Source organism: uncultured Litoreibacter sp., assembly GCF_947487515.1.
GTDB lineage: Bacteria > Pseudomonadota > Alphaproteobacteria > Rhodobacterales > Rhodobacteraceae > Litoreibacter.
Genome location: NZ_CANKWO010000004.1, coordinates 229473 through 251769, shown reverse-complemented (window position 1 = coordinate 251769; position 22297 = coordinate 229473). Strand labels below are relative to the sequence as shown.

Below are 22297 nucleotides of genomic sequence, written 5' to 3'. Positions count from 1 at the left end.
CCCGCCAGGCGTGTTACGCCGCTGACATCTCGATGTTCTGTGCCTCTTCGCTGTCTTTTTTCGCTTCGGCCGCGGCGCTGTATTTGGCCCAAACTCCACCGATTGCAAATGCTGCAAAGATGAACATCGCGTCGGCGATGGCTATGTCGTTGACCCAAGTCCCAATGGCCAGCAGCCCAAGTGCCACCACCAAAAGTACCTTTGTTAAGAGAACTTGCATAAAAAAACCCCTTTGCCTGTCCCGTTTCTAGGCAGAGGTTTTTCAGCCCAATCCGGCTATTGTGTGACACAAACTGGGCACTTCCATCTTGATTAACCATTTATTAACTCCTCACACCCCCGACGGAATGTTGAGCGGGTTGCGCTCGATCTTGCGCGGGGTGTTGAGAGACTTCCACTTGCTCAAGGCACGTGACGCACTGGCGAAGGCCGGACGGCGAATGAATTTCCCGCGCCCGGGTTGTGGTTGCGAGTTTTGGCCATACGCCCAGACCACATCCCCACGGGACAATGTGTAGCGCGCCTGAGCCGTGACTGTCATACCCTCGAACACATTGTAATCAATGATAGACTTTTGGGTGCTGACGGCAATTTTCCGGCTGATCTTGGGATCCCACACAACGATGTCAGCATCCCCCCCAACGGCGAGCCCCCCCTTCATTGGGTAGATGTTCAGTATTTTCGCAATGTTGGTAGAGGTCGCAGCCACGAACTCTTCGGGCGTCAATCGGCCTGTTTCAACACCGGTGGTCCAAAGCATGGCCATACGTTCTTCAAGGCCGCCCGTTCCGTTGGGGATCATGGTGAAGTTTTCGAGGCCCATCTGCTTTTGCTTGTCCGAAAACGCCGCGTGATCGGTGGCGACAACCTGCAATGATCCTGCAGAGAGGCCCGCCCAAAGGGAATCCTGATGATCTTTGGAGCGGAACGGCGGCGACATCACACGGCGGGCCGCATATTGCCAGTCTTTGTTGAAATATTCGGTCTCATCCAAGGTGAGGTGCTGGATCAGCGGCTCTCCAAATACCCGCATCCCCTTTTGGCGGGCGCGGCGAATGGCTTCATGGGCCTGTTCACACGACACATGAACAATATAGAGCGGTGTGCCTGCGGCGTCAGCGATCATAATCGCGCGGTTTGCCGCCTCACCTTCCACCTCTGGTGGGCGCGAATAGGCGTGGCCTTCTGGACCTGTGATGCCCTCGGCCAAATATTTTTGCTGCAGCTCCTGAACAATGTCGCCGTTCTCTGCGTGTACCAATGGCAAGGCCCCCAACTCGCCACAGCGCTTGAACGAGGCAAACATCTCGTCGTCCTCAACCATCAACGCCCCCTTATAGGCCATGAAATGCTTGAAGGTGTTGATGCCGCGTTCTTTAACGACGGCTTCCATCTCGTTGAAAATATTCTCATTCCAGCCTGTGATGGCCATGTGATAGGAAATATCTGTGCAGATTTGGTCACGCGACTTGCGGTCCCAATCATCAATCGCATTCAGAAGCGATCCGTCCTCCCCTGGAAGGCAGAAATCCACCAGCATGGTTGTACCACCTGCGGCGGCCGCGAAGGTGCCGCTCTCGAAGGTTTCTGTGGCGGTGGTGCCCATGAAAGGCATCTCCAGATGGGTGTGCGGGTCGATACCGCCGGGGATCACATAGGCCCCTTCGGCGTCGATAACCTCGTCACCTTTCAGGTTCTCACCGATCTCGACAATCTTCTCACCTTCAATCAGAACGTCTGCGCTCCAGCTACGGTCCGCGGTGACGATTGTTCCACCTTTGATGACTTTACTCATGTGCGTTTCCCTTCAAATCTGTCAATCCGTGCAGGTCTAGCTGCGCGCCACACCCCCGGTATCTTTGAGCCGCAAATGGCCCCGCGCCCCCAAGGGCTTTGCGCAAATGCCCATCCGCGCCAAGGCGGCAGTGGTACATTCGACCTCCAAGGCATTCATGTCGGCCTGCAATACGGCGTGGATCTTTCCCAAAACCCATATTTAATGCACCGGTTGCGCATCAAATTTGTCAGCATTTATCCCGACGGGCCCCATCTGCACACAGCGATCAATGCGAGCCTCCATCGCTATCTCCTCTTTATCGCAAAGACAGTCCGGTTGGCCCCTGACTTGCGGAATATATACATGTCGATCAGCACAGCGTTCTTATCTATTGAATAGACCGAACTTCTTGTTTCGTTGGGGATTTTCGGATTTTTGGCCTTGGGATCAAGTATTGTCTTTGACCGCCAAACGCCCTTGTCTTCAGTTGTTGTGCTCAGCAGATTGATGCTGCGCCCGTTTCGGTCGGTGGAGGTATAGCGGCACTCCCCAAGCACCGCGAAACAGTCATGCGGCGTATATCGGGTGACGTCTCCGATGATGTTGGAGCTGGCCGATCTAAAGCGGTTATCAGACTTTATGCCCACCGGTATCATCAACCGATTGCCGCGCACGCGAATATCGGTTTGCCCCAACACGCCTGACAGAACCTTGGCAATTTCTTCAAGATTTTCGGCTTCCGGCAAAACCATAGTCATTTGACCATCATAGGTGTAATTTGTCCTGCCCAACCGGCGTGATTTTAGGGACATTGTCACGGGGACAGGCACACCTTCGCTTTCCAAAACGTAGTTATACGTCACGCCGGACGGCGGTCGCAGCGCGTCCAGATCCACATCGGCGCCAATCCCCGATCGAACTTGAACGGGGTCGTATGGGGTCGCGCATCCTGCCAATGTCGCCATGCACAGCAGAGCTATGGTTTTGAGATTTATCACCCAATGATCTCCGCAGTCTCGACGACTGCATGGAACAGCACATTGGTCCCTGCCTCGGCCCATTCGGGGCTAATCTCTTCGGCCTCATTGTGGCTAAGACCGTCAACACAAGGGCACATGATCATTGCCGTCGGGGCCACACGGTTGATCCAGCAGGCGTCATGCCCCGCGCCCGAGATCAGATTGATGTGGGAATACCCCAACCTATCCGCCGCTGCACGCACCGCAGTGACGCAGCCTTCATCAAAGGTCACGGGGTCAAAGCCACCGGTTTTTTCCAACTCCAAGCCCAAGCCCATCTCGTCACAAATCGCCTTCGCGCCAGCAGCGAGACGCTGCTCCATGTCCTCTATCACCGCGATATCTGGGGATCGCAGATCGACGGTGAAGACCACTTTACCAGGGATCACATTGCGCGAATTCGGATAGACATCGATATGCCCCGCCGCCCCCACAGCATGAGGCGCATGGGACCACGCGATTTCATCCACCAACTCCAGAACCTTCGCCATCCCAAGACCCGCGTTCTTGCGCATCGGCATCGGCGTTGATCCGGTGTGGCTGTCCTTGCCGGTGATGGTCAATTGCGTCCAACTGAGGCCTTGGCCATGGGTCACGACCCCGATTTCCTTGCCTTCAGCCTCCAGTATCGGGCCTTGCTCGATATGCAGCTCGAAGAAAGCGTGCATTTTTCGCGCGCCGACTTCTTCGTCTCCGCGCCAGCCAATGCGCTTTAGTTCGTCGCCAAATAGCTTCCCGTCCGCATCCTCACGCGCATAGGCCCAGTCTTGGGTGTGAATGCCTGCAAAAACCCCTGAGGACAGCATGGCTGGCGCATAGCGCGTGCCCTCTTCATTGGTGAAGTTCGTCACGACAATCGGGTGTTTTGTCTTTATGTTCAAATCATTAAGCGTGCGAACAACTTCCAAACCACTCAAAACGCCCAGCACGCCATCGTATTTGCCACCGGTGGGTTGTGTATCAAGATGGGAGCCGATGTAGACCGGCAATGCCTCTGGGTCCGTGCCTTCGCGACGGGCAAACATATTGCCCATTTGGTCCAACCCCATGGTGCAGCCTGCGGCCTCACACCAGCTTTGAAACAATGCGCGCCCCTCGCCATCCTCGTCGGTCAGTGTCTGGCGATTGTTGCCCCCCGCAATTCCGGGGCCCACCTTGGCCATTTCCATCAGGCTGTCCCACAGGCGAGCCCCATCGATCTTCAAGTTTTCGCCAGGTGCTGTCATTATGTAATCCCCAGTATTTGACCAGCCGGTCAAAGGAAGGCTAACATTGGTTAGAGACCTGTCAAGGATTTCCCGAGTAAAATCTATCGCATCTCGCGGTAATTGCTAAAGAAAGAGGCATTTTTCATGCCAGACGGAACAAACACCGGACGTCCGCGCACCCGCATACAACAACGCAATCGGGATTTGATACTTGGCGCTGCTTTGGACGTGTTTTCTCTCAACGGGTTTCGCGGATCGACCCTTGATGAAATCGCCACTCAGGCAGGGCTCTCCAAGCCAAATTTGCTGTATTATTTCCCCTCCAAAGACGCCATCCACACAGAGCTTCTATCCGGCTTGATGGACACGTGGCTGGACCCATTGCGTGACCTTGACGCGCATGGCGATCCGATCCCCGAACTTCTGGCCTATGTCGAGCGCAAGCTGGAAATGAGCCGCCTCTATCCGCGTGAAAGCCGGTTGTTTGCCAATGAAATTGTGCAAGGTGCGCCACGTATATTGAGCGCGCTGCAAGGGGATTTGAAGCATTTGGTTGACGAAAAGGTCGTCGTCATTCGCGGATGGATGGACACAGGCCAAATCGCCCATGTCCACCCCTATCATCTGTTGTTTTCGATCTGGTCACTGACCCAGCACTACGCCGATTTCGACGTGCAAGTCCGTGCGGTGCTGGGGCAAGAGGAGCCGTTTCAAGAAGCCCCAGCCTATCTGAAAGGTATTTTCCTGAAGATACTAACGCCTTAGATTTCACTCGGCCGCGCAGGCTCCGGGGTTGTTGGGGTGCGTGGTCCAATTGGCGTATTCTTCCTCAACCACCTTTCCGGTGCGTGGATCAATCTCGCCCGGTTCCATTTGCACCATCGTGATACAATCCTCAATCGGGCAGACATCTACGCAAAGGTTGCAGGCCACGCATTCCGCGTCGATCACCTCAAATACGCGCTCCTCGGACATTGAAATCGCTTGATGCGAAGTGTCCTCACATGCCGCGAAGCAACGACCACATTTGATGCAGGCATCTTGGTCGATTTCGGCTTTCGCGACGTAATTCAGGTTCAAGAACTGCCAGTCGGTAACATTGGGAACAGCCATGCCAACAAAATCGCTGGTGGAGGAGTACCCCTTCTCGTCCATCCATTCGGACAGCCCAGAAATCATTTCCTCAACAACCTTGAAGCCATATGTCATCGCGGCGGTGCAGACCTGCACATTCCCACAGCCAAGGGCCATGAATTCTGCCGCGTCACGCCATGTTGTCACGCCACCGATGCCAGAGATCGGCAAGCCATTGGTTTCGGGGTTGCGGGCAATTTCAGACACCATCGACATGGCAATCGGCTTGACCGCCGGACCACAATAGCCACCATGAGAGCCCTTTCCGTCAATCGACGGCTCAGGACTCATGCTATCGAGATTGACCGAAGTGATGGAGTTGATCGTATTGATCAAGGACACAGCATCCGCCCCGCCCCGCATCGCGGCTTCTGCCGGTTTGCGCACATCGGTGATGTTTGGGGTAAGCTTCACGATGACCGGCTTGGAGTAATATTGCTTACACCAGCGTGTCACCATCTCGATGTATTCGGGAACTTGGCCCACGGCCGCCCCCATGCCGCGCTCCGACATGCCGTGCGGGCAGCCAAAGTTCAGCTCAATTCCGTCTGCCCCTGTGGCCTCGACCAGTGGTAAAATGTCTTTCCACGCCTGCTCCTCGCAAGGCACCATCAAGGACACGATGATTGCGCGGTCGGGATAGTCGGCTTTGACACGGGTGATTTCGTCTAGGTTGGTTTGCAGCGGCCGGTCAGTGATCAGCTCGATGTTGTTCAACCCCAAGAGGCGGCGGTCCGCCCCGTAGATTGCGCCATATCGCGGGCCATTGACGTTTACCACGGGCGGCCCTTCCGCCCCCAGAGTTTTCCAGACCACACCGCCCCACCCGGCCTCAAAGGCGCGGCGCACGTTGTATTCCTTATCTGTAGGCGGCGCAGAGGCCAGCCAGAACGGGTTTGGGGATTTGATACCTAGGAAGTCTGTTGTCAGATCGGCCATGTTACTTGCCTCCCGTCAATGTGGCGTGAATGTCTTCTGCGGCGTCGCGGCCTTCGGCCACGGCGGTTACCGTTAGGTCATCGCCGCCCGAGGCGCAGTCGCCTCCGGCCCAAACCCCTTTCAGCGAGGTTGCGCCAGTGTCAGATACTGCAATCTTGCTACCCTCAAAATCCAGCGTATCCGGGGCGCCTCCCAGGGATTGACCTATGGCTTTGAATACTTGGTCGGCCTCTAAGCGGAAGGTTTCGCCGGTGCCTTTCAGCGTGCCGCCGTCGCTGGTGGTATATTCGAACTCGGCCTCTGACACAGCCCCGTTCCCATGAAGGGCCACAGGCTGGGCATTTGGAATAATCCGAACCCCTTTGGAGGTTGCGAGGTCCTGCTCAAACGTCGAGGCCCCCATTTGATCCAAACCGCGCCGGTAAACGATGCTCACATTCTGCGCGCCCAGCAGTTTGGATTGAACCGCAGCATCAACCGCCGTCATGCCCCCGCCGATCACCACGACATTTCGCCCAACCGGTAGCTTCGTCAGGTCGCTTGCCTGACGTAGATCCGCGATGAAGGAGACCGCGTCGCTTACGCCGTCCTGATCTTCGCCCTCGGCGCGCAGGGCATTCACCCCTGCCAACCCGATGCCAAGAAACACGGCGTCAAATTCATTTTGCAGATCGGCTAGATTTCGCTCCGCGCCGAGGCGCTGCCCCGTTTCCACGGTGATACCGCCTATTTTCAGCAGCCAGTCGATTTCTTGCGCGGCGAAATCATCTGTCGATTTATAGGCCGCGATCCCGAATTCATTGAGCCCTCCGGCCTTTGGCCGCGCATCAAGCAGTGTTACGTCATGGCCATGCATGGCCAATCGGTGTGCGCAAGACAGCCCCGCAGGCCCTGCCCCCACGACAGCCACATGTTTGCCAGTAGATGGCGCGCGGGAGAACGGGTGTTTCTTTGCAGCCATCAACGCGTCAGTGGCAAAGCGCTGCAGGCGGCCAATCTCCACCGGCTTCCCTTCCGCGACCTCGCGCACGCAGACTTCTTCGCAAAGAGTTTCGGTTGGACAGACCCGAGCGCACATACCGCCCAGAATGTTCTGACCGAGGATGGTTTTCGCCGCCGCCTCTGGGGTGCCTGTCTGAATTTGCCGGATGAAAAGCGGTATGTCGATGTCCGTGGGACAGGCCGTCATGCAAGGTGCGTCATGGCAAAAGTAACAGCGATCCGCCGCAACCGCCGCTTCATGGGGGGCATAGGCCGCATGTAAATCATCAAAATTGTCTGACAGAGTTTCAGCACTCAATCGGCCCGGTGCGATACCGGATGTAAGGGGCGTGGCGTCGGGCATGGTCTCTCCGGGCTGCGTAGCTTTCGGTGAAAGATTGCCATATTTAAAAATTTTATCAACTGGTAAAATATTGAGAAGCCAAACTTCTAATATGGAAACGCCTTCGCCACCCCTTGATCCAAGCGCCAACAATACTCCGGCCCATCTTGGGGAAACAGCTTTGTCACCATCGGATCATGACCCGGAACAATCAAAGAGCGATTTGAGGCCAACTGATGTAGACGGGCAAAGCCATCCAGCATGTTTTGAAGATCAACAACGATGGGGAACGGCTTATTTTCAAACACATTTTCGTAGTAATGCGTGGCGTCTGAGGCCAGACAGAGCCACCCCGCATCGGTGCGCACACGCACCGCTTGCAAGCCGCGGGAATGCCCCCCCAAACAATGCACCGTGACGCCGTCCGACACCTCGCCATCACCGTCATAGAAAACGCATCGCCCCTGATACACACGCTTCACCGCCTCGCAGATATGATCAGCGCTATACGGCGCATTTAGGGTGCCGTGGCACATGCAAGGCCCCGTTGCGAAGGCCATTTCCGCCGTTTGAAGGTGAATCGTTGCGTTGGGAAACAGGTGAATCCCGCCGGCGTGATCGTAGTGCAAATGCGTAACAATCAGCTGCGTTATATCCTCGGCCTGCACCCCGATTTGCGCCAGCGCCGCGCGCGGGTCACGCAGAATTGGACGATCGCGTGCGCTGGCTTCCTCTGTGTCATAACCGGTATCCACAAGGATCACCTCCCCCTCGCGGCGCAAGACCCAGATAAAGTAGTCCATCGCATGAGGGGCATCATGGTTGTCGTCGAAAATGAAACTGTCGGCGCGTGTTCGGCTATTGCGTTCAGCGTATTTTAAGGCGTGAACGTGCCAATTGTTCATCGCTGCACCTCGCTGAACAGTTTCACATCCTTGGAAATCACCATGCCTTTGGTGGCCTGCCCAAAGGCCTCGAAATGTGAAGTGGTCATATGCGATTTGAACGCCGCTTCGTTGTCATAAATTTCATATAAGAACACTTCGCTCGGGCGCTCTGGGGTGGTGCATACATCAAACTGTCTGCAGCCCTCTTCTTGCGTCAATGTAGACTGGGCGTTTATCCGCATCGCCGCCTTGAAAGGGGTGATTTGGGAAGGGTCAACTTGGAATGTCACGGTGACGGCAAACATATTGCGGTCCTTTTCTATTGCATACGTTAATGTATACGTTATTGTTAAGCTAGGCGTCCACTCATAAAGACGGAAATTTTCTACCATGACAAAGACTTTCAATATTGCCGTGTTCGACGGTGACGGCATTGGCCCCGAAATCATGCAGCCGACCGTGGAATTGCTAAGGTCAATGGCTGCCAAATCGGGCAGCTATGACTTCGCATTCGACAATGTCCCCGCCGGAGCCGCCCATTATGCAAAACACGGTGAAAGCCTGCCTTCGCCGTCCTTGGCCGCAGCGCGTGCCTCTGATGCGATCTTGTTGTCGGCCATGGGTCTCCCTTCGGTTCGCTACCCTGATGGCACTGAGATTTCGCCTCAGATCGAAATCCGCAAGGAACTGAAGCTCTATGCCGGCGTGCGCCCCGTGCGAATTGTACCGGGCCAGCCCACGCCTTTGGCGCTAAGCGGCGGCCAACCCGTGGATTTTGTGCTCATCCGCGAGAGCACCGAGGGGTTGTTCCACTCTCAAGGGACGCATGATGTTCGCGACGACAAAGAAGCCTATGAGACCCTCAAAATCACGCGAGACACCTCGGAAAAACTGTTCAAATTCGCCTTCAACTTGGCGCAATCACGCAAAGACGCCGGCCGCGGCAGCGGGCGGGTAACATGCGTTGACAAGGCCAATGTTTTTGCCGCCTTCGCCTTCTTTCGCAAAATGTTCGACGAAGAAGCCGCAACCCACCCCGAGATCGCCGCCGATTACGCCTATGTCGACGCAACCGCATTGTGGATGGTCGAGAAGCCGTGGATATTCGACGTCATGGTGACCGAAAATATGTTTGGCGACATCCTGTCCGACCTCGGCGCAGGGCTTATGGGGGGATTGGGCCTTGCCCCATCGGCCGATATTGGGGACGATCACGCCGTGTTCCAACCCTGCCACGGCTCCGCGCCCGACATTGCAGGACAAAGTATCGCCAACCCGTTTGCGATGATCTTATCCGCGGCCATGATGCTCGACTGGCTGGGGGCCACCCATTCGAACCCCGAGATGGCTGCGGACGGCGTCCGCCTGAGAGAGGCCGTCGAGGCCGCCATTGCCGATCGGGACGGTGTAACACGCGATTTGGGCGGCACTGCCAGCACCACGGAGGCCGCAGCTGCGATTGCTGCGCGTTTGACATGAAGGTCGCCTGCCTCGGCGCAGGTTACTTCGCGCGCTTTCACTACGGGGCGTGGCGCCGTATGAAGGAGGTCGATCTGGTTGGGGCCTGTGATCAAGACCTAGACAAAGCCGAGGCTACAGGAGCCACGGCGTTTGCCGATCTAGATCATATGTTGTCTGCAACGCAGCCGGATATCTTGGACATCATCACCCCGCCGCCAACCCATGCAACGGCCATCAAAGCCGGTATCGCTGCGGGCGTAAAAGCCATCATTTGCCAAAAGCCCTTTTGCACATCACTGGAGGAAGCCAAAGAGGTCACCGAGCTGGCAAAATCCGCAGATATCCCTTTGATCATTCACGAAAACTTTCGCTTCCAACCTTGGTATCGGGCAGCAAAAATGATGATCGACCAAGGGGAAATCGGCACCCCAATGCAGCTAAGTTTCCGGCTGCGCACGGGCGACGGCCAAGGCCCCGACGCTTATCTGGACCGCCAACCCTACTTCCAAACAATGCCGCGTCTATTGATCCATGAAACAGCGGTCCATTGGATTGATACGTTTCGCTACCTGTTCGGGCGCCCCACAGCAGTCTATGCGGATCTTCGTCGCCTGAACCCCGCCATTGCCGGCGAAGATGCGGGCCATGTGCTTTTTGAATATGCGGACGGGAAGCGCGCCTTGTTTGATGGCAACCGTCACTTGGATCACGCAGCAAAAAACCACCGCCTCACCTTGGGCGAAGGCCTCTTTGAAGGGACCGAGGGAACCCTGACTTTGACGGGTAACGGGGCCTTGCATCTACGCCGCTTTGGCGAGACCGACAGCAAGGTCGTGCTGCCCGAAATGGCTTGGCTAGGTTTTGCCGGAGACTGCGTCTTTTCGTTGCAACTACACGTTTTTGAAGGTTTGATGGACGGAAGACCCTTCGAAAATGAAGCGTCTGACTATTTGTTCGTTCGGGAGGTAGAGGACGCAATTTACCGTTCCTCACAAAGCAGAATGCGCGTGGAGGTCTAGAACGTGGGAAAATCGCAAACCGGACAGGCCCTAGAACGCCTGCGAGAAATGGTATTTAGCGGCGATCTTCCACCGGACTCGAACCACTACGAAGCCGATTTGGCTGATCAACTGGGCATGTCCCGCACCCCAGTTCGCGAGGCGGCCTTGACCATGCAGGCGCAGGGTTTGGTCGAAGTTCAACCCCGTCGCGGGGTGCGTATCTTGCCGATTTCGTCAGAAGACATGGCGGATATCTATGACGTCTTATGCGAGCTTGAAAGCCTCGCGGCGCAACGGGCCGCAGAGATCGGATACGCCAAAGAGGACCTCCAAGTCGCCCAAGACTGCATAGACGAGATGGACGCAGCTTTGTCGAAACAGGACCGCAACCTATGGGCCAAAGCCGACGACCGGTTTCATACCGAATTGGTGCGCTTGGGGGGGAACAAGCGCGTGGTGGAAGTGGTGGCCCGCTACAGCGATCAAGTGCGTCGCGCCCGTATGATGACGCTGCCCTTGCGCCCCTTGCCGGTTAAATCCAATGAAGACCACCGCGCGGTGCTTTGCGCGATAGAGCGCGGGGATGCCCAGCAGGCCAAAGACGTCCACCGCGCGCACCGTGTGGAGGCCCGCACCCTGTTGACCAATCTCATTCGGGAGTTCGGGCTTCGGCGTCTTTAGGGGAGGTTTTTGCGCCCTGCCCCAATCCTGCCGGCCCTAACACTGAAAAGGCCCCGCCAAATTGGCGAGGCCCTCTGTTTAGTGTAATCGCCGCTCAGGACGCCGCTGCAACCGCCCGTTTGGTCATCACCGCGACCAGATGCGCGCGGTACTCGGCAGAGCCGTGCAAATCTGCGATCAGATCATCTGCACTTACGCTAAGGCCATCCAATGCATCCGCAGAGAAGTTGGCACTCAGCGCGTCTTCGGCCGCCGTCCAGCGGTGCACCCCTTCGTTCGACGCCCCCGTAACGGCCACGCGCACCCCGTCTGCAGTTACCGCGACAAACACACCCACCAGCGCAAAGCGCGATGCTGGCTGCAGGAACTTTTGGTAGTTCGCTTTCTGGGGGATCGGGAACTTCACGGCGGTGATGATCTCGCCCTCGTCCAACGCGGTTTCGAACAGGCCGACAAAGTAGTCGTCCGCTGCGATCTCGCGCGTGTTGGTGACGATGGTCGCACCCGAAGCCAACGCCGCCGCCGGATAGCAAGCCGAGGGGTCATTGTTGGCCAAAGACCCGCCAATGGTGCCACGGTTGCGCACCGCAGGGTCACCAATGTTCGACGCCAGTTCCGACAAAGCCTTGTAGCTACCGTCGCCTGCGACGTCAGCGTGGGTGACTGCCCCCCCGATGGTCAATGTGCCGCCGTTTGAGGTGATGCCTTGCATCTCGGCCACGCCGGTAAGCGAGACCAGTTTTTCTGGGCTGGCCAGACGTTGCTTCAGCGTGGGGATCAGGGTTTGCCCGCCCCCCAGTGCTTGCGCATCTTCGTTGCCGAGGGCTGCTGCCGCTTCGGCCACAGTTGCAGGGCGCTCTATGTCAAATGCATACATGTGCTTTCCTCCTTCAAGCGTTCTGCATGGCCGACCACACGCGGTGTGGGGTCATTGGCATGTCGATATGGGTGACGTTTTTGCCGCCCGATTGCAATGCGTCGATCACAGCGTTGACGACTGTTGGAGGGGAGCCAATCGCCCCCGCCTCGCCGCAGCCTTTCACGCCCAATGGATTATGCGTACAGGCATTCCCTTGAGAATGATCAACGGTGTAGAATGGCAGATCATCCGCCCGCGGCATCACGTAATCCATGTAGGACGCGCTTAGCAATTGGCCGTTCTCGTCGTAGGTGGTGTTTTCCAACAACGCCTGACCGATGCCTTGCCCCAAGCCCCCATGCACCTGCCCTGTCACGATCATCGGGTTGATAACATTGCCGAAATCATCCACGGCGGTCATCCGCTCGACGGATACTTTGCCAGTATCAGGGTCAACTTCGACCTCGCAGCAATAGGCGCCCGATGGGTATGTGAAGTTGGCCGGATCGTAGAATGCGGTTTCCTCCAAGCCCGGCTCGATGTCCTCAAGGGGGAACTCATGCGGGATGTAGGCCTTCAAAGCCACCTCGCCAAAGGTGACGGATTTATCCGTACCCGCCACCGAGAACACACCGTCAGTCAGCTCGATGTCGCCATCGGAGGCTTCCAACATATGGGCCGCGATTTTCTTGGCCTTGTTGATGATCTTCTCGGTCGCGCGCACCACTGCAGAGCCACAAACCGCCAAAGAGCGAGAGCCATATGTCCCCATCCCGAACGGAATTTTGGACGTATCACCATGCACGATATCAATGCTTTGCGGATCGATGCCCAGCATTTCAGCCACGACTTGCGGGAATGCGGTCTCGTGGCCTTGGCCGTGGGAATGCGCCCCTACCATGACCGACAGATTGCCCGTGGCATTCACCCGAACGGTTGCCGCATCATACAGCCCCACGCGGGAGCCAAGGACCCCCACAAGGTTCGATGGCGCGATGCCGCAAGCCTCGATGTAGGCGTTGACACCAAAGCCGCGCAGCTTGCCGTTTTTCTCGGACGCTTTGCGGCGCGCCTCAAAGCCCGCCACATCCGCGACTTTCTCCATCTGGTCCATCAGCGCGTCGTAGTTGCCGCTGTCGTATTCCAGACCTGCCGCGCTGGCGAAGGGGTATTGATCCGGCTTGATGAAGTTTTTGCGGCGTAGCTCAATCGGGTCCATGCCGATTTCGCGGGCCGCTTTGTCGATGACCCGCTCCAACGAGAACGTCGCCTCCGGACGCCCAGCGCCACGATATGCGTCAACAGGTGCCGTATTGGTGAAGACCGCCTTCACATTCACATAGACATTGGGAACCGTGTAGTTGCCCGCCATCAATGTGCCGTGCAGGAAAGTCGGCGTCGCGGTCGAGAAGTTCGACAGATAGGCGCCAACATTGGCCATGGTTTCGGTGCGGAAGGCGAGGAACTTGCCCTCGGCGTCCAAGGCCAGCTCAATCGTGGTCACATGGTCACGACCATGCGCATCGGTCAGGAAGGCCTCGGTGCGATCCGAAGTCCATTTCACGGGCCGCCCGATTTTCTTGGCCGCCGCCAGCACCAAGGCCTCTTCGCCGTAGTGATAGATCTTGGAGCCGAAGCCGCCGCCTACGTCAGGCGCAATCACGGTCAGCTTGTTTTCAGGAATCCCCAGCACAAAGGCAGAAATCAGCAACCGAGTGAGATGCGGGTTTTGCGAGGTTGTGTGCAGTGTGTATTCGTCATTGGCGCGGTTGTATTGCGCCATGGAGCAGCGTGGCTCCATCGCGTTTGGCACCAGACGGTTGTTGACCAGCTCCAGCGTTGTGACGTGATGCGCGCCCTTGATGGCAGCATCTGTGGCGGCGCGGTTGTCTTCGATCCACCCCCAGTCGAAGCACTGATTGGTGCCGATTTCATCATGCACATAGTTGGTCGACGACAATGCGTCCTTCATGTTTACAACGGCCGGCAGCTCTTCGATGTCAACCTCGATGGCCTCCACCGCGTCTTTGGCTTGTTCTGTGGTTTCTGCGATAACGGCCGCATAGGCGTCGCCCACGTGGCGCACCTTGCCGTGGGCCAGCACAGGGCGCTTGGGCTCTTTCATCGGTTCGCCATCGCGCGAGTTAATCAACCATCCCGCAGGGTTCCCCCCCACGTCGACGAAATCTTCGCCAGTGAACACGGCCAACACCCCCGGCATGGCCGCGGCGGCGGACGTGTCGATGCTTTTGATCACCCCATTGGCCACCGTCGAGCGGGCAAAGACCGCGACCGTTTGGCCATATACATTCATGTCGTCGCTATACTGACCGGTACCGGTCAAAAAGCGGACGTCCTCGCGGCGGCGCGTTGGCGCACCAATTCCACCATCTTTAGGCATAGAATTTCCTCCCAGAATTCGATTACTCGGCAGCGATGGCGCTGACGTCTTGACCAGAGGCGGCCATGATTGACTTGACGATATTGTGGTATCCCGTGCAGCGGCAAATGTTGCCCTCAAGGTATTCACGCACCTCAGAGGCCGACGGCTTGGGGTTTTCCTTGAGCAAGGCTGCCGCTGACATCACCATCCCTGGTGTACAGAACCCGCATTGCAGTCCGTGGTGCTCTTGAAATGCGGCTTGGATAGCGTTCAGCGTTCCGTCTTCGGCGGCTTGGCCTTCAATCGTTGCAACCTGTGCGCCGTCGGCTTCAATGGCAAACATTGTGCAAGATTTCACCGCCTTGCCATCCACATGCACGACGCAAGCCCCGCATTGTGAGGTGTCGCACCCGATGTGCGTTCCGGTCAAACGTTGGTCCTCGCGCAAGAAAGACGCCAGCAATGTGCGCCCTTCCACGTCGCCCGATACCTGCTTCCCGTTGATGGTCATCGAAACTTTGGTCATTCCTATCCTCCCGTGGATATCTTTGTCGTCTGGGTGCGGGTCGTCAGCTTACCAGCCGTTTGAACCAGCCCTTTTTCTTTGTGTCGTCATTGCCTCCGGCGACCGTATCTTCATCATCGGCCTCTGGTGCGCCGACGGCGTCTTGGAAATTGTTGAAAAACTGATCGGCCATCTTTTTGGCAAACCCGTCAATGATACGAGACCCGAGCTGCGCCAGCTTGCCGCCGACCTTTGCCTCAACGTCATAGTGCAATACGGTGATGTCGCCTTGGGCCTCTAGCCGCACGTCGGCACCGCCCTTCGCAAAGCCAGCCGCACCACCTTTGCCTTCGCCGGAAATCGTCATGCTGAGCGGCTCGATCATGTCGCTCATATGGACGGCCCCCTTGAAGGTCGCCTTTACGGGGCCAACTTTCTGGACCACCGTCGCCTCATACCCTTCAGTGGCGGATCCCGCCATTTCCTTGCAGCCTGGCACACAGGCCTTCAGCACCTCCGGGTCCAACAAAGCGGCCCAAACTGTTGCCACATCAGCGTTGATTTCGCGGCTGTCACTCAAATTCATTGTCGGTTCTATTCCTCGTTTGTGGTTAGTCTACGAAGCCAATTCGCCCCCGCCTATGAGACTTAGGGTGTAGATGCACCTGCAACATTGAAACATTCAGGCGGCGTGGGTGAGCCCAGCCGAGCTTCTGTTTGGTGTGGCCCATAGTGTTGGCGCTGTCGGCCCCATATGACAAGCGTCAAATGCGGTATGGGACTAAGACTATTTGGCAGGTGACCAAGGCCGGTTTGACACGCTAGAGTGGTGCCATGACATCGCATTTCCCGCCTTCCTCACACGCCACCACACCGCAGTTGCCCCGCGGCTGGGCGATGGTCATCGATGATCACCCTTTGTTTTGCGATGCGTTGGAATTGACGTTGAAATCAGTGGCACATTTTGAAGAGGTTGTGACCGCTGAATGCCTAGATGTGGCCTTGGCCCAACTGGAGAAGCGAGCCCCGCCCGCTATCATCTTGCTTGACCTCAATCTGCCGGATGTCAGTGGCCTTGACGGGTTGATGCGCCTGAAGCGGCAGGTGGAGAAATCGCCAATCGTCATCGTCTCATCAATGACGGATAACGCCATCATAAACGGGGCGATCAAAGCGGGGGCGTCGGGGTTTGTTCCCAAACACAGCCGCCGTTCGGTATTTAAAAATGCGCTCGAGCAGATTGCCGCCGGTCAGGTGTTCAAGCCCGCGGGTTTTGTGGACAGCCCCGCCTCGGAGCAAACCGGAGAAACCATATCGCGCCTGTCTTCGCTCACCAATCAGCAAGCCCGCATTCTCGAACTGATCTGTGAGGGCAAGCTGAACAAACAAATCGCCTTTGACCTGTCGATTGCCGAAACCACCGTGAAAGCGCATGTCACTGCGATCATGCGCAAACTCGGGGTGCAAAGCAGAACGCAGGCGGTTTTGGTGGCGCAGAATGCCAAATTCGCAAGTGTCTTGCCAAGTTCAAGTTGAACGCCCTATCTTTTGGCCTAGGGAGTATCGCGATCAATGTTGCCTGAAGGTGGATCCTATTCAAAGGCCGCGCTTAGCGCGAACAGCCAAGCGGGTATTTTGTGCACGGCACAGACCCCTTGGACAGCGCCCTCAGCCCTGCGGCAGTTGAAACTTGATCTGGGGTCCGCCCCCCTTGATCTGGTCACCCTTTTTGTGACCCCTCAAGCTGATTTCAGCGATGTTGTGGCGCAAGCGCAGGTCTGCTTTCCCGACACCGATGTTGTGGCGTGTACCACCGCCGGCGAAATTGGGGCCAGCGGGTATGACGACGGGCTCATCGTTGCCATCGGCTTCCCCAAGGCAGGTTTTGCAACCAAACCAATCTTGATTGAAGGCATTAAAAACCTGCAAGCGCAGCCGTTAATCGACACCATCGCGCTGGAGCGTGTTACTTTGCACGACCGCAATCAGGCGATGGAGCACGGGTTCGCTTTCCTGATTGTCGATGGCCTGTCGCTAAGCGAGGACACTTTGGCCGCCACGATCTCCCCTGCTTTGCGCGATATGCCCATTTTTGGCGGCTCGGCAGGTGACGGGGTCGATTTTGGCAACACGCTTGTGGCGCTAAACGGCGTGATTGCCAGTAATGCGGCGGTGCTGACCTTAATGCGCAGCACCCACCGCGCCCATGTGTTCAGCTTGGATCACCTTGTCCCAACGGACCAAAAGATGGTTGTCACCGCCGCTGATCCTATGCGCCGCGTGGTCAAATCGATCAACGCGGAGCCCGCAGCCCGTGAATACGCCCGAATTGTCGGCAAGGACCCTGAGCAGCTGGACCGCTTCACCTTTGCGTCGCATCCTGTCGTTGTCCGCATTGGAAACTCGCATCATGTTCGCGCGATCCAGCAGGTCAATGACGACGGTGAACTGGTGTTCTTTTCCGCGATCGACGAAGGCATGGTGCTGACCGTAGCCAAGCCCGACAACATGGCCACCCATCTAAGTCGCAAGCTGGAAGAGCTTTCCTGCGACGGCCCGCCCGCCAATATCATCGGATGTGACTGCCTGCTGCGCCGCATTGAGGCCGAGCAAACCCAAATGAGCCGCGATGTATCCGACATCTTGTCCAAGCACCGCGTAACAGGTTTCTCGACCTATGGGGAACAGATCGGCCCGCTGCATGTGAACCACACCATGAGCGGTGTGGCCTTCTATGCGTCATCCGACACCCAAGATTAACTCGTTATGTCCTTGATAAATCCAGCCGATTCAGTCGAGCGCCAGAACGAAAAGCTGCTCCAGATCGCGCAATCCTTGATGCGCCGCGTCGAGCAAAAAAGCGAACAATCCGGCCTCGCCTATCAACAGTTCGAACGCGCCGCCCTGTTGGAAACACAGGTTCGAGAACGCACACGGGAATTGGAGCGGACGCTGGACCTGCTGCAAGATTCCAACGCCCGCCTCGAGGTCGCAAACGTCGAAACAGAAACCGCGCGCTCCAATCTGACGGAGGCGATAGAGACCATCAACGAGGGCTTTGCGCTGTTTGACAAGGATGATTTACTCGTCCTGTTCAACAGCCGTTTTTGCCGTGACTTGGTCGATATCGACGCGCATCTAGTGGCAGGGCTACACTTTAAAGATTACGTCACCCTGATCTCTGGCAGCCAGTATCTGGCGCTGCCTGACGGCACGCGGCCCGACGGCTGGGCGGCACAACGTATGCAGCGTCACGGCGACGCGCATGTGGTTTTCAATGTTAAGCTGCTCTGGAACCGCTGGTTGCAGGTCAGCGAACACCGCACCGCGCAGGGCGGCACGGTCATTCTGCAAACCGATGTCACCGAAATCATTCGCATGGAGCGCCAAGAACGTGACAAGATGCGCGACCAGCAGGCCACCATGCTGCAAGCAACACTGGATCACCTTAATCAAGGTGTCTGTATCTTCGATCACAACCAAATCCTCGTCGGCTGGAACAAAAAGATGGACGGGATGCTGGCCCCACGGGGGCACCGCGCGGCAATTGGCATGGGGTTCGCAATGCTGTTGGACCGGCTGCGCGACGGGCTGCAGTTCCACGAAGGGATTGATGCAGAGCACTTGAAAAAATGGGCGGATCACACAATCCGGCGCCACCCGTTGACCTTTGAAGTCAGCCGCGAGGGCCGCCAGTTCTTCAATGTATTTGCGCAAGACATGCCCGACGGCGGCTTTGTGATCAGCTTCACCGATGTCGCTGCAGAGCGCGAAACCGCGCGCGCCCTATACGAAATGAACGAACAACTCGAGCGCCGCGTTCAGGACCGCACCCGTGAACTGGGGGTTGCGCTGCAAGAGGCCGAGCGCGCCAATGCCTCCAAAAGCCGCTTCATCGCTGCCGCCAGTCACGATCTGTTGCAACCATTGTCGGCGGCGAAGCTGTTCGTCTCGTCTTTGCCCGACAAGGTGGGCAGCGCGGACGCCTTGCAAGTGATTGCCAAAACCGAAACCGCCCTCGTGGGGGCCGAACAGATCATCGAGGCCCTGTTGGATATCTCCAAACTTGATGCTGGCAAGGCGGTTTTCAACGTGCATCCCATCGGGTTGGCCCAGATATTCGCCCCCCTTCGAGACGAGCTGACACCCTACGCACTGGCGAAAGGCGTGGAGTTGAGGATCGTTGATAGCTCCTTGATGGTTAACAGCGATCCGGGCTACCTTCGCCGCATTATCCAGAACCTCGTCTCGAACGCCATCCGCTACACCTCAACGGGGCGCGTGCTGGTTGGGGTGCGCCGCATCGGTGACTTTGCCAAAATCGAGGTGTGGGATACAGGCCGCGGCATCAGCGAGGCGGATCAACCGGCAATCTTTCAAGAGTTCCACCGCATCGAGGCCAGCGGCAGCGACGCGGGCTTAGGATTGGGGCTAGCGATTGTCGAGCGCGCCTGCAAAGGGCTGGGGCATGACCTAAACCTCTGGTCGCAGCCCAATGTTGGAAGCTGTTTTTCCGTGACTGTTGCGCTTGTAGATAGTGCCCCCCAGCCCCGCGTTGACGCGACGCAGATAGAGCAATCGGATCTCAGTGGGTTGTTCTTGATGCTGGTTGAGAACGACCCGCAGTTGGCCAGTGCAATGACGATAATGATCGAAGGTCTTGGTGCATCCGTCATTCACGCAGCAACTGCCGAAGACGCCCGCGATCTTTTGGCAGAAATCGAGTTGGTGCCAGATGCGATGCTGCTGGATTACCACCTAGGAACCGGACAAACGGGGATCGAATTCTACGCCGAAATGTCAAAGACGCACGCACAGGTGCCTACTGCGATTGTCTCGGCCAACCGCAGCAAGGACCTGAAAGACGCCTGCAGACGAATGTCCCTTTGTCTGCTGGAAAAGCCGATCAACCCAGACCGGCTGCGCAGTTTTCTGTCTCAGGTTCCGACAGCCTCATAGGCGCTGATCTCAATGGTGCGCTTGGGGCTTCGGGCAAACTGCGATGCGGTGAGAACCGACGGATAATCTGCCCAAAATTCTTTGAGGGCAGCTTTCGATGCATCGCTTGTTTTGGCACTCAATTTCACCTCAAGAGCGGCTGTTTTCATGCCCACTGCCCCCATCAGAACTTAGGCAATGTTTTTCCTCGCCCCAAATTCGCCACAATTCGATTTGCAAAATACCTCAATAATATAAGGAAATCTCAATTTCTAGCAGGCAGAGCAGATGATAAAAGCGTTCATGACACTGAGTAGCGCCATCACATTGGCAGGTTGCTCAATCGTAGGTCCAGACTTTGAAATACCCAGTATCAATCTGGCGCCAGAGTTTGTGCTTGGGGGGACAACCCCCTTGGCGGAGGCCCCGATTGACCCATGGTGGCAGCGTCTCAACGACCCTCTATTAGATGAATTTGTCTTGCGCGGCGTGGTTCAAAACTTAAGTGTGCGCGCCGCATTGGAACACATCGTGGCGGCCGATGCCGCATTGGGGCAAACTGGCGTCAACGCGCAAACAACAGGGGCGCTTTCGTCGAATGTGCAACGGCAAGGCAATGAGGTCCAAACCCAAAGCTCAAAGAGCGCAAGCATCAATGCGGCCTATGTTATTGATATATTTGGCGGGTTTTCCCGCGGCCAAGAGCGGTCTGTCGCAAATTACCACGCAGCGCAATTTGACGCGGGGACGGTCCGGCTTGCCTATCTTGCCGATTTAACCAACAGCTATATGCAGGCCCGCTACTATCAAGAAGCGGCCGCGATAACACGTCAGGCCATCGCCAGCCGTCGCCGGACATTGGCGATTGTGAACCAAAGGCGCGCGGTCAACGAGGCAACGGAGTTGGAAGTGCAGCAAGCCATGTCACTTTTGGCGTCAGCGCAAGCCCCATTGCCGATCATGGTCGCCAACTTCGAGATCAATGTATTCCGCATCGCCACATTGCTGGCGGAACCTGCGGCCCCCCTGCTTACCACTATGCAATCAGGGGCCCGCCAGCCGCGCCCTTCAGGGGTGACCATGACCGGCTTGCCAGCCGATTTACTGCGCAGCCGCCCTGATATACGGGCCGCCGAACGTAGTTTTGCAGCGGCCACAGCACAAATAGGTGTGGCGGAAGCGCAACTCTACCCATCGCTCCAATTGTCCGGAACCATGGGGGCGGGCACCGTGGATTTCTGGTCCTTTGGCCCCTTCGTGACTGTCCCCGTGTTTAACCGAGGGATATTGCGCAGCCGTATGCAGGTTGCCGCCTCCAATGCCCGCGAGGCAGAGCTTGCGTGGCGCGAAACTGTTTTGAATGCGGTGGAAGAGGTGCAGGTCGCCTTAACGCTGTGCCGGAACTGGAATTTGCAGATTCAACATCTGCGCCAAGCGGCGGCGGCGTCGCGGACTGTACTGACCTTGTCGCGTCAGTCTTACCAATTGGGCGAAACCACCCTCACTGATGTGTTGGATGCAGAGCGCATAAATGCCAATAACCGGTTGGCCCTTGCGGATGCGATGCGCAACTACGGGTTAAGCTGGATGCGGTTGCAGGTGGCGACTGGGCGCGGCTGGATGGCGAATGGCGCCTCATCCCCACTAGAGCAACAGCCCCCTGCCCTTGAAGCGGATCCTTTGGGGCTCCACGATGTGGTGCTCGCTGCAAACTAGCGTGAGCCCATTAGCGAGGGCCCATCGCGCCATAAGAATGGCCTGCCGTCGCTGAGGCAGGCCTTTTCTTACCGAATGTAGCAGCGCGACTTGCTGCCAAAACCGGCGGGCGTGCAAACATAGGTGCCCGTCCCCGTGGTCGTGACCGAACTCACGGCCTGCGCCGATGCTCCAAACGGCACGCTTGCGAGTGATGTGATTGTTAGAAAGGCCAACCCAATGGCCAATGCGCGGCGTGGTCGCCGTCTGATCCAATTGCTCACCTGTATTCCTCTCAATATTGGGATCGCAATTGAGGCCGCGATCCTCATCAGTATTGAAGGAAATGCCTTTATTTCAGTAAACGGTCAAGTCAGCCTAGATTTTATGCCCCCGCCTGAGTCTGTAAAGAGACAGGCGGCGGACAGCTTGTCACCACAGAATCGAGATATCTCAACGACCTAATGCCCCAATATCCGCCCCAGT

General features: G+C 57.0%; 22 protein-coding genes. 9 read left to right on the top strand and 13 right to left on the bottom strand.

Features of this window, described 5'->3' with window-relative positions:
• Positions 1-13: 13 nt before the first annotated feature.
• The 4 genes from Q0746_RS15230 to Q0746_RS15215 form a co-directional block, all read right to left on the bottom strand.
• Positions 14-220, bottom strand: coding sequence for a hypothetical protein (locus Q0746_RS15230; RefSeq protein WP_298261793.1), 207 nt, complete (start codon positions 218-220; stop codon positions 14-16).
• Between the two features lie 111 nt (positions 221-331).
• Positions 332-1795 (bottom strand): dihydropyrimidinase, encoded by a 1464-nt coding sequence (gene hydA / locus Q0746_RS15225; RefSeq protein ID WP_298261791.1) that lies wholly within the window; start codon positions 1793-1795, stop codon positions 332-334.
• A gap of 287 nt (positions 1796-2082) precedes the next feature.
• Positions 2083-2775 carry a hypothetical protein gene (locus tag Q0746_RS15220; protein WP_298261789.1) on the bottom strand — a complete coding sequence of 231 codons (693 nt, stop codon included), beginning with the start codon at positions 2773-2775 and terminating at the stop codon, positions 2083-2085.
• A complete protein-coding gene (locus tag Q0746_RS15215; RefSeq protein ID WP_298261787.1) occupies positions 2772-4022 on the bottom strand; it encodes a Zn-dependent hydrolase in 1251 nt (416 codons plus the stop codon). The genes Q0746_RS15220 and Q0746_RS15215 overlap by 4 nt, the downstream gene beginning before the upstream one ends.
• Before the next feature lie 126 nt (positions 4023-4148).
• Between Q0746_RS15215 and Q0746_RS15210 the strand changes: the two genes are divergently transcribed.
• The gene (locus Q0746_RS15210; protein WP_298261785.1) at positions 4149-4769 is read left to right on the top strand and encodes a TetR family transcriptional regulator C-terminal domain-containing protein; all 621 of its coding nucleotides are present in this window, start codon (positions 4149-4151) and stop codon (positions 4767-4769) included.
• A gap of 3 nt (positions 4770-4772) precedes the next feature.
• On the opposite strand, the gene preA is transcribed toward Q0746_RS15210, so the two are convergent.
• The 4 genes from preA to Q0746_RS15190 all read right to left on the bottom strand — a co-directional run bounded on the left by preA (position 4773) and on the right by Q0746_RS15190 (position 8593).
• Positions 4773-6077, bottom strand: a complete 1305-nt coding sequence (gene preA, locus Q0746_RS15205) for an NAD-dependent dihydropyrimidine dehydrogenase subunit PreA (protein ID WP_298261783.1) — start codon at positions 6075-6077, stop codon at positions 4773-4775.
• Between the two features lies 1 nt (position 6078).
• Positions 6079-7422 carry an NAD(P)-dependent oxidoreductase gene (locus tag Q0746_RS15200; protein ID WP_298261781.1) on the bottom strand — a complete coding sequence of 448 codons (1344 nt, stop codon included), beginning with the start codon at positions 7420-7422 and terminating at the stop codon, positions 6079-6081.
• 86 nt (positions 7423-7508) lie between these two features.
• The gene (locus Q0746_RS15195; RefSeq protein ID WP_298261779.1) at positions 7509-8306 is read right to left on the bottom strand and encodes an N-acyl homoserine lactonase family protein; all 798 of its coding nucleotides are present in this window, start codon (positions 8304-8306) and stop codon (positions 7509-7511) included.
• Positions 8303-8593, bottom strand: coding sequence for a putative quinol monooxygenase (locus Q0746_RS15190; protein ID WP_298261777.1), 291 nt, complete (start codon positions 8591-8593; stop codon positions 8303-8305). Before Q0746_RS15190 ends, Q0746_RS15195 begins: the two co-directional genes overlap by 4 nt.
• A gap of 85 nt (positions 8594-8678) precedes the next feature.
• Between Q0746_RS15190 and Q0746_RS15185 the strand changes: the two genes are divergently transcribed.
• The 3 genes from Q0746_RS15185 to Q0746_RS15175 are packed head-to-tail and all read left to right on the top strand — an operon-like array spanning position 8679 to position 11431.
• Positions 8679-9767 carry an isocitrate/isopropylmalate family dehydrogenase gene (locus Q0746_RS15185; RefSeq protein ID WP_298261775.1) on the top strand — a complete coding sequence of 363 codons (1089 nt, stop codon included), beginning with the start codon at positions 8679-8681 and terminating at the stop codon, positions 9765-9767.
• Positions 9764-10768: a Gfo/Idh/MocA family oxidoreductase gene (locus tag Q0746_RS15180; protein ID WP_298261773.1), complete on the top strand. Its 1005-nt coding sequence runs from the start codon at positions 9764-9766 to the stop codon at positions 10766-10768. Before Q0746_RS15185 ends, Q0746_RS15180 begins: the two co-directional genes overlap by 4 nt.
• Before the next feature lie 3 nt (positions 10769-10771).
• On the top strand, positions 10772-11431 hold the full coding sequence (locus Q0746_RS15175; protein ID WP_298261771.1) for a GntR family transcriptional regulator: 660 nt from the start codon (positions 10772-10774) through the stop codon (positions 11429-11431).
• Positions 11432-11525: 94 nt separating this feature from the next.
• Here Q0746_RS15175 and Q0746_RS15170 read toward each other — a convergent pair whose 3' ends face one another.
• From Q0746_RS15170 to Q0746_RS15155, 4 genes are read right to left on the bottom strand one after another with little or no spacing between them, the layout of a single operon-like run.
• Complete coding sequence (locus Q0746_RS15170; RefSeq protein ID WP_298261769.1) at positions 11526-12308, bottom strand: xanthine dehydrogenase family protein subunit M; 783 nt, start codon at positions 12306-12308, stop codon at positions 11526-11528.
• Positions 12309-12321: 13 nt separating this feature from the next.
• Positions 12322-14691 carry a xanthine dehydrogenase family protein molybdopterin-binding subunit gene (locus tag Q0746_RS15165; protein WP_298261768.1) on the bottom strand — a complete coding sequence of 790 codons (2370 nt, stop codon included), beginning with the start codon at positions 14689-14691 and terminating at the stop codon, positions 12322-12324.
• Between the two features lie 22 nt (positions 14692-14713).
• The gene (locus Q0746_RS15160) at positions 14714-15199 is read right to left on the bottom strand and encodes a (2Fe-2S)-binding protein (RefSeq protein ID WP_298261766.1); all 486 of its coding nucleotides are present in this window, start codon (positions 15197-15199) and stop codon (positions 14714-14716) included.
• Between the two features lie 43 nt (positions 15200-15242).
• A complete protein-coding gene (locus Q0746_RS15155) occupies positions 15243-15764 on the bottom strand; it encodes a carbon monoxide dehydrogenase subunit G (RefSeq protein WP_298261764.1) in 522 nt (173 codons plus the stop codon).
• Between the two features lie 248 nt (positions 15765-16012).
• Here Q0746_RS15155 and Q0746_RS15150 point away from each other — a divergent pair, with 248 nt between their 5' ends.
• The 3 genes from Q0746_RS15150 to Q0746_RS15140 are packed head-to-tail and all read left to right on the top strand — an operon-like array spanning position 16013 to position 20137.
• Positions 16013-16714, top strand: a complete 702-nt coding sequence (locus Q0746_RS15150) for a response regulator transcription factor (protein ID WP_298261762.1) — start codon at positions 16013-16015, stop codon at positions 16712-16714.
• Positions 16715-16750: 36 nt separating this feature from the next.
• Positions 16751-17938, top strand: coding sequence for an FIST N-terminal domain-containing protein (locus Q0746_RS15145; protein ID WP_298261760.1), 1188 nt, complete (start codon positions 16751-16753; stop codon positions 17936-17938).
• A 6-nt stretch (positions 17939-17944) separates the two neighbouring features.
• Positions 17945-20137 carry a PAS-domain containing protein gene (locus Q0746_RS15140; RefSeq protein ID WP_298261759.1) on the top strand — a complete coding sequence of 731 codons (2193 nt, stop codon included), beginning with the start codon at positions 17945-17947 and terminating at the stop codon, positions 20135-20137.
• Here the strand turns inward: Q0746_RS15140 and Q0746_RS15135 are convergent.
• Positions 20116-20286: a hypothetical protein gene (locus Q0746_RS15135; RefSeq protein ID WP_298261757.1), complete on the bottom strand. Its 171-nt coding sequence runs from the start codon at positions 20284-20286 to the stop codon at positions 20116-20118. The genes Q0746_RS15140 and Q0746_RS15135 overlap by 22 nt on opposite strands.
• 133 nt (positions 20287-20419) lie before the next feature.
• Between Q0746_RS15135 and Q0746_RS15130 the strand changes: the two genes are divergently transcribed.
• Both Q0746_RS15130 and Q0746_RS15125 read left to right on the top strand, forming a co-directional pair.
• Positions 20420-21832, top strand: coding sequence for an efflux transporter outer membrane subunit (locus Q0746_RS15130; protein WP_298261756.1), 1413 nt, complete (start codon positions 20420-20422; stop codon positions 21830-21832).
• 141 nt (positions 21833-21973) lie between these two features.
• Positions 21974-22276: a hypothetical protein gene (locus Q0746_RS15125; protein WP_298261754.1), complete on the top strand. Its 303-nt coding sequence runs from the start codon at positions 21974-21976 to the stop codon at positions 22274-22276.
• The last annotated feature ends 21 nt before the right edge of the window (positions 22277-22297 follow it).

What these genes read in the sequence shown, in the direction of transcription:
- preA (WP_298261783.1), bottom strand. Translation starts at nt 6,077, where the DNA reads ATGGCCGATCTGACAACAGACTTCCTAGGTATCAAATCCCCAAACCCG.
- Q0746_RS15145 (WP_298261760.1), top strand. Translation starts at nt 16,751, where the DNA reads ATGTTGCCTGAAGGTGGATCCTATTCAAAGGCCGCGCTTAGCGCGAAC.
- Q0746_RS15180 (WP_298261773.1), top strand. Translation starts at nt 9,764, where the DNA reads ATGAAGGTCGCCTGCCTCGGCGCAGGTTACTTCGCGCGCTTTCACTAC.
- Q0746_RS15135 (WP_298261757.1), bottom strand. Translation starts at nt 20,286, where the DNA reads ATGAAAACAGCCGCTCTTGAGGTGAAATTGAGTGCCAAAACAAGCGAT.
- Q0746_RS15230 (WP_298261793.1), bottom strand. Translation starts at nt 220, where the DNA reads ATGCAAGTTCTCTTAACAAAGGTACTTTTGGTGGTGGCACTTGGGCTG.
- Q0746_RS15210 (WP_298261785.1), top strand. Translation starts at nt 4,149, where the DNA reads ATGCCAGACGGAACAAACACCGGACGTCCGCGCACCCGCATACAACAA.
- Q0746_RS15215 (WP_298261787.1), bottom strand. Translation starts at nt 4,022, where the DNA reads ATGACAGCACCTGGCGAAAACTTGAAGATCGATGGGGCTCGCCTGTGG.
- Q0746_RS15200 (WP_298261781.1), bottom strand. Translation starts at nt 7,422, where the DNA reads ATGCCCGACGCCACGCCCCTTACATCCGGTATCGCACCGGGCCGATTG.
- Q0746_RS15195 (WP_298261779.1), bottom strand. Translation starts at nt 8,306, where the DNA reads ATGAACAATTGGCACGTTCACGCCTTAAAATACGCTGAACGCAATAGC.
- hydA (WP_298261791.1), bottom strand. Translation starts at nt 1,795, where the DNA reads ATGAGTAAAGTCATCAAAGGTGGAACAATCGTCACCGCGGACCGTAGC.
- Q0746_RS15190 (WP_298261777.1), bottom strand. Translation starts at nt 8,593, where the DNA reads ATGTTTGCCGTCACCGTGACATTCCAAGTTGACCCTTCCCAAATCACC.
- Q0746_RS15160 (WP_298261766.1), bottom strand. Translation starts at nt 15,199, where the DNA reads ATGACCAAAGTTTCGATGACCATCAACGGGAAGCAGGTATCGGGCGAC.
- Q0746_RS15155 (WP_298261764.1), bottom strand. Translation starts at nt 15,764, where the DNA reads ATGAATTTGAGTGACAGCCGCGAAATCAACGCTGATGTGGCAACAGTT.
- Q0746_RS15150 (WP_298261762.1), top strand. Translation starts at nt 16,013, where the DNA reads ATGACATCGCATTTCCCGCCTTCCTCACACGCCACCACACCGCAGTTG.
- Q0746_RS15170 (WP_298261769.1), bottom strand. Translation starts at nt 12,308, where the DNA reads ATGTATGCATTTGACATAGAGCGCCCTGCAACTGTGGCCGAAGCGGCA.
- Q0746_RS15130 (WP_298261756.1), top strand. Translation starts at nt 20,420, where the DNA reads ATGACACTGAGTAGCGCCATCACATTGGCAGGTTGCTCAATCGTAGGT.
- Q0746_RS15185 (WP_298261775.1), top strand. Translation starts at nt 8,679, where the DNA reads ATGACAAAGACTTTCAATATTGCCGTGTTCGACGGTGACGGCATTGGC.
- Q0746_RS15165 (WP_298261768.1), bottom strand. Translation starts at nt 14,691, where the DNA reads ATGCCTAAAGATGGTGGAATTGGTGCGCCAACGCGCCGCCGCGAGGAC.
- Q0746_RS15140 (WP_298261759.1), top strand. Translation starts at nt 17,945, where the DNA reads ATGTCCTTGATAAATCCAGCCGATTCAGTCGAGCGCCAGAACGAAAAG.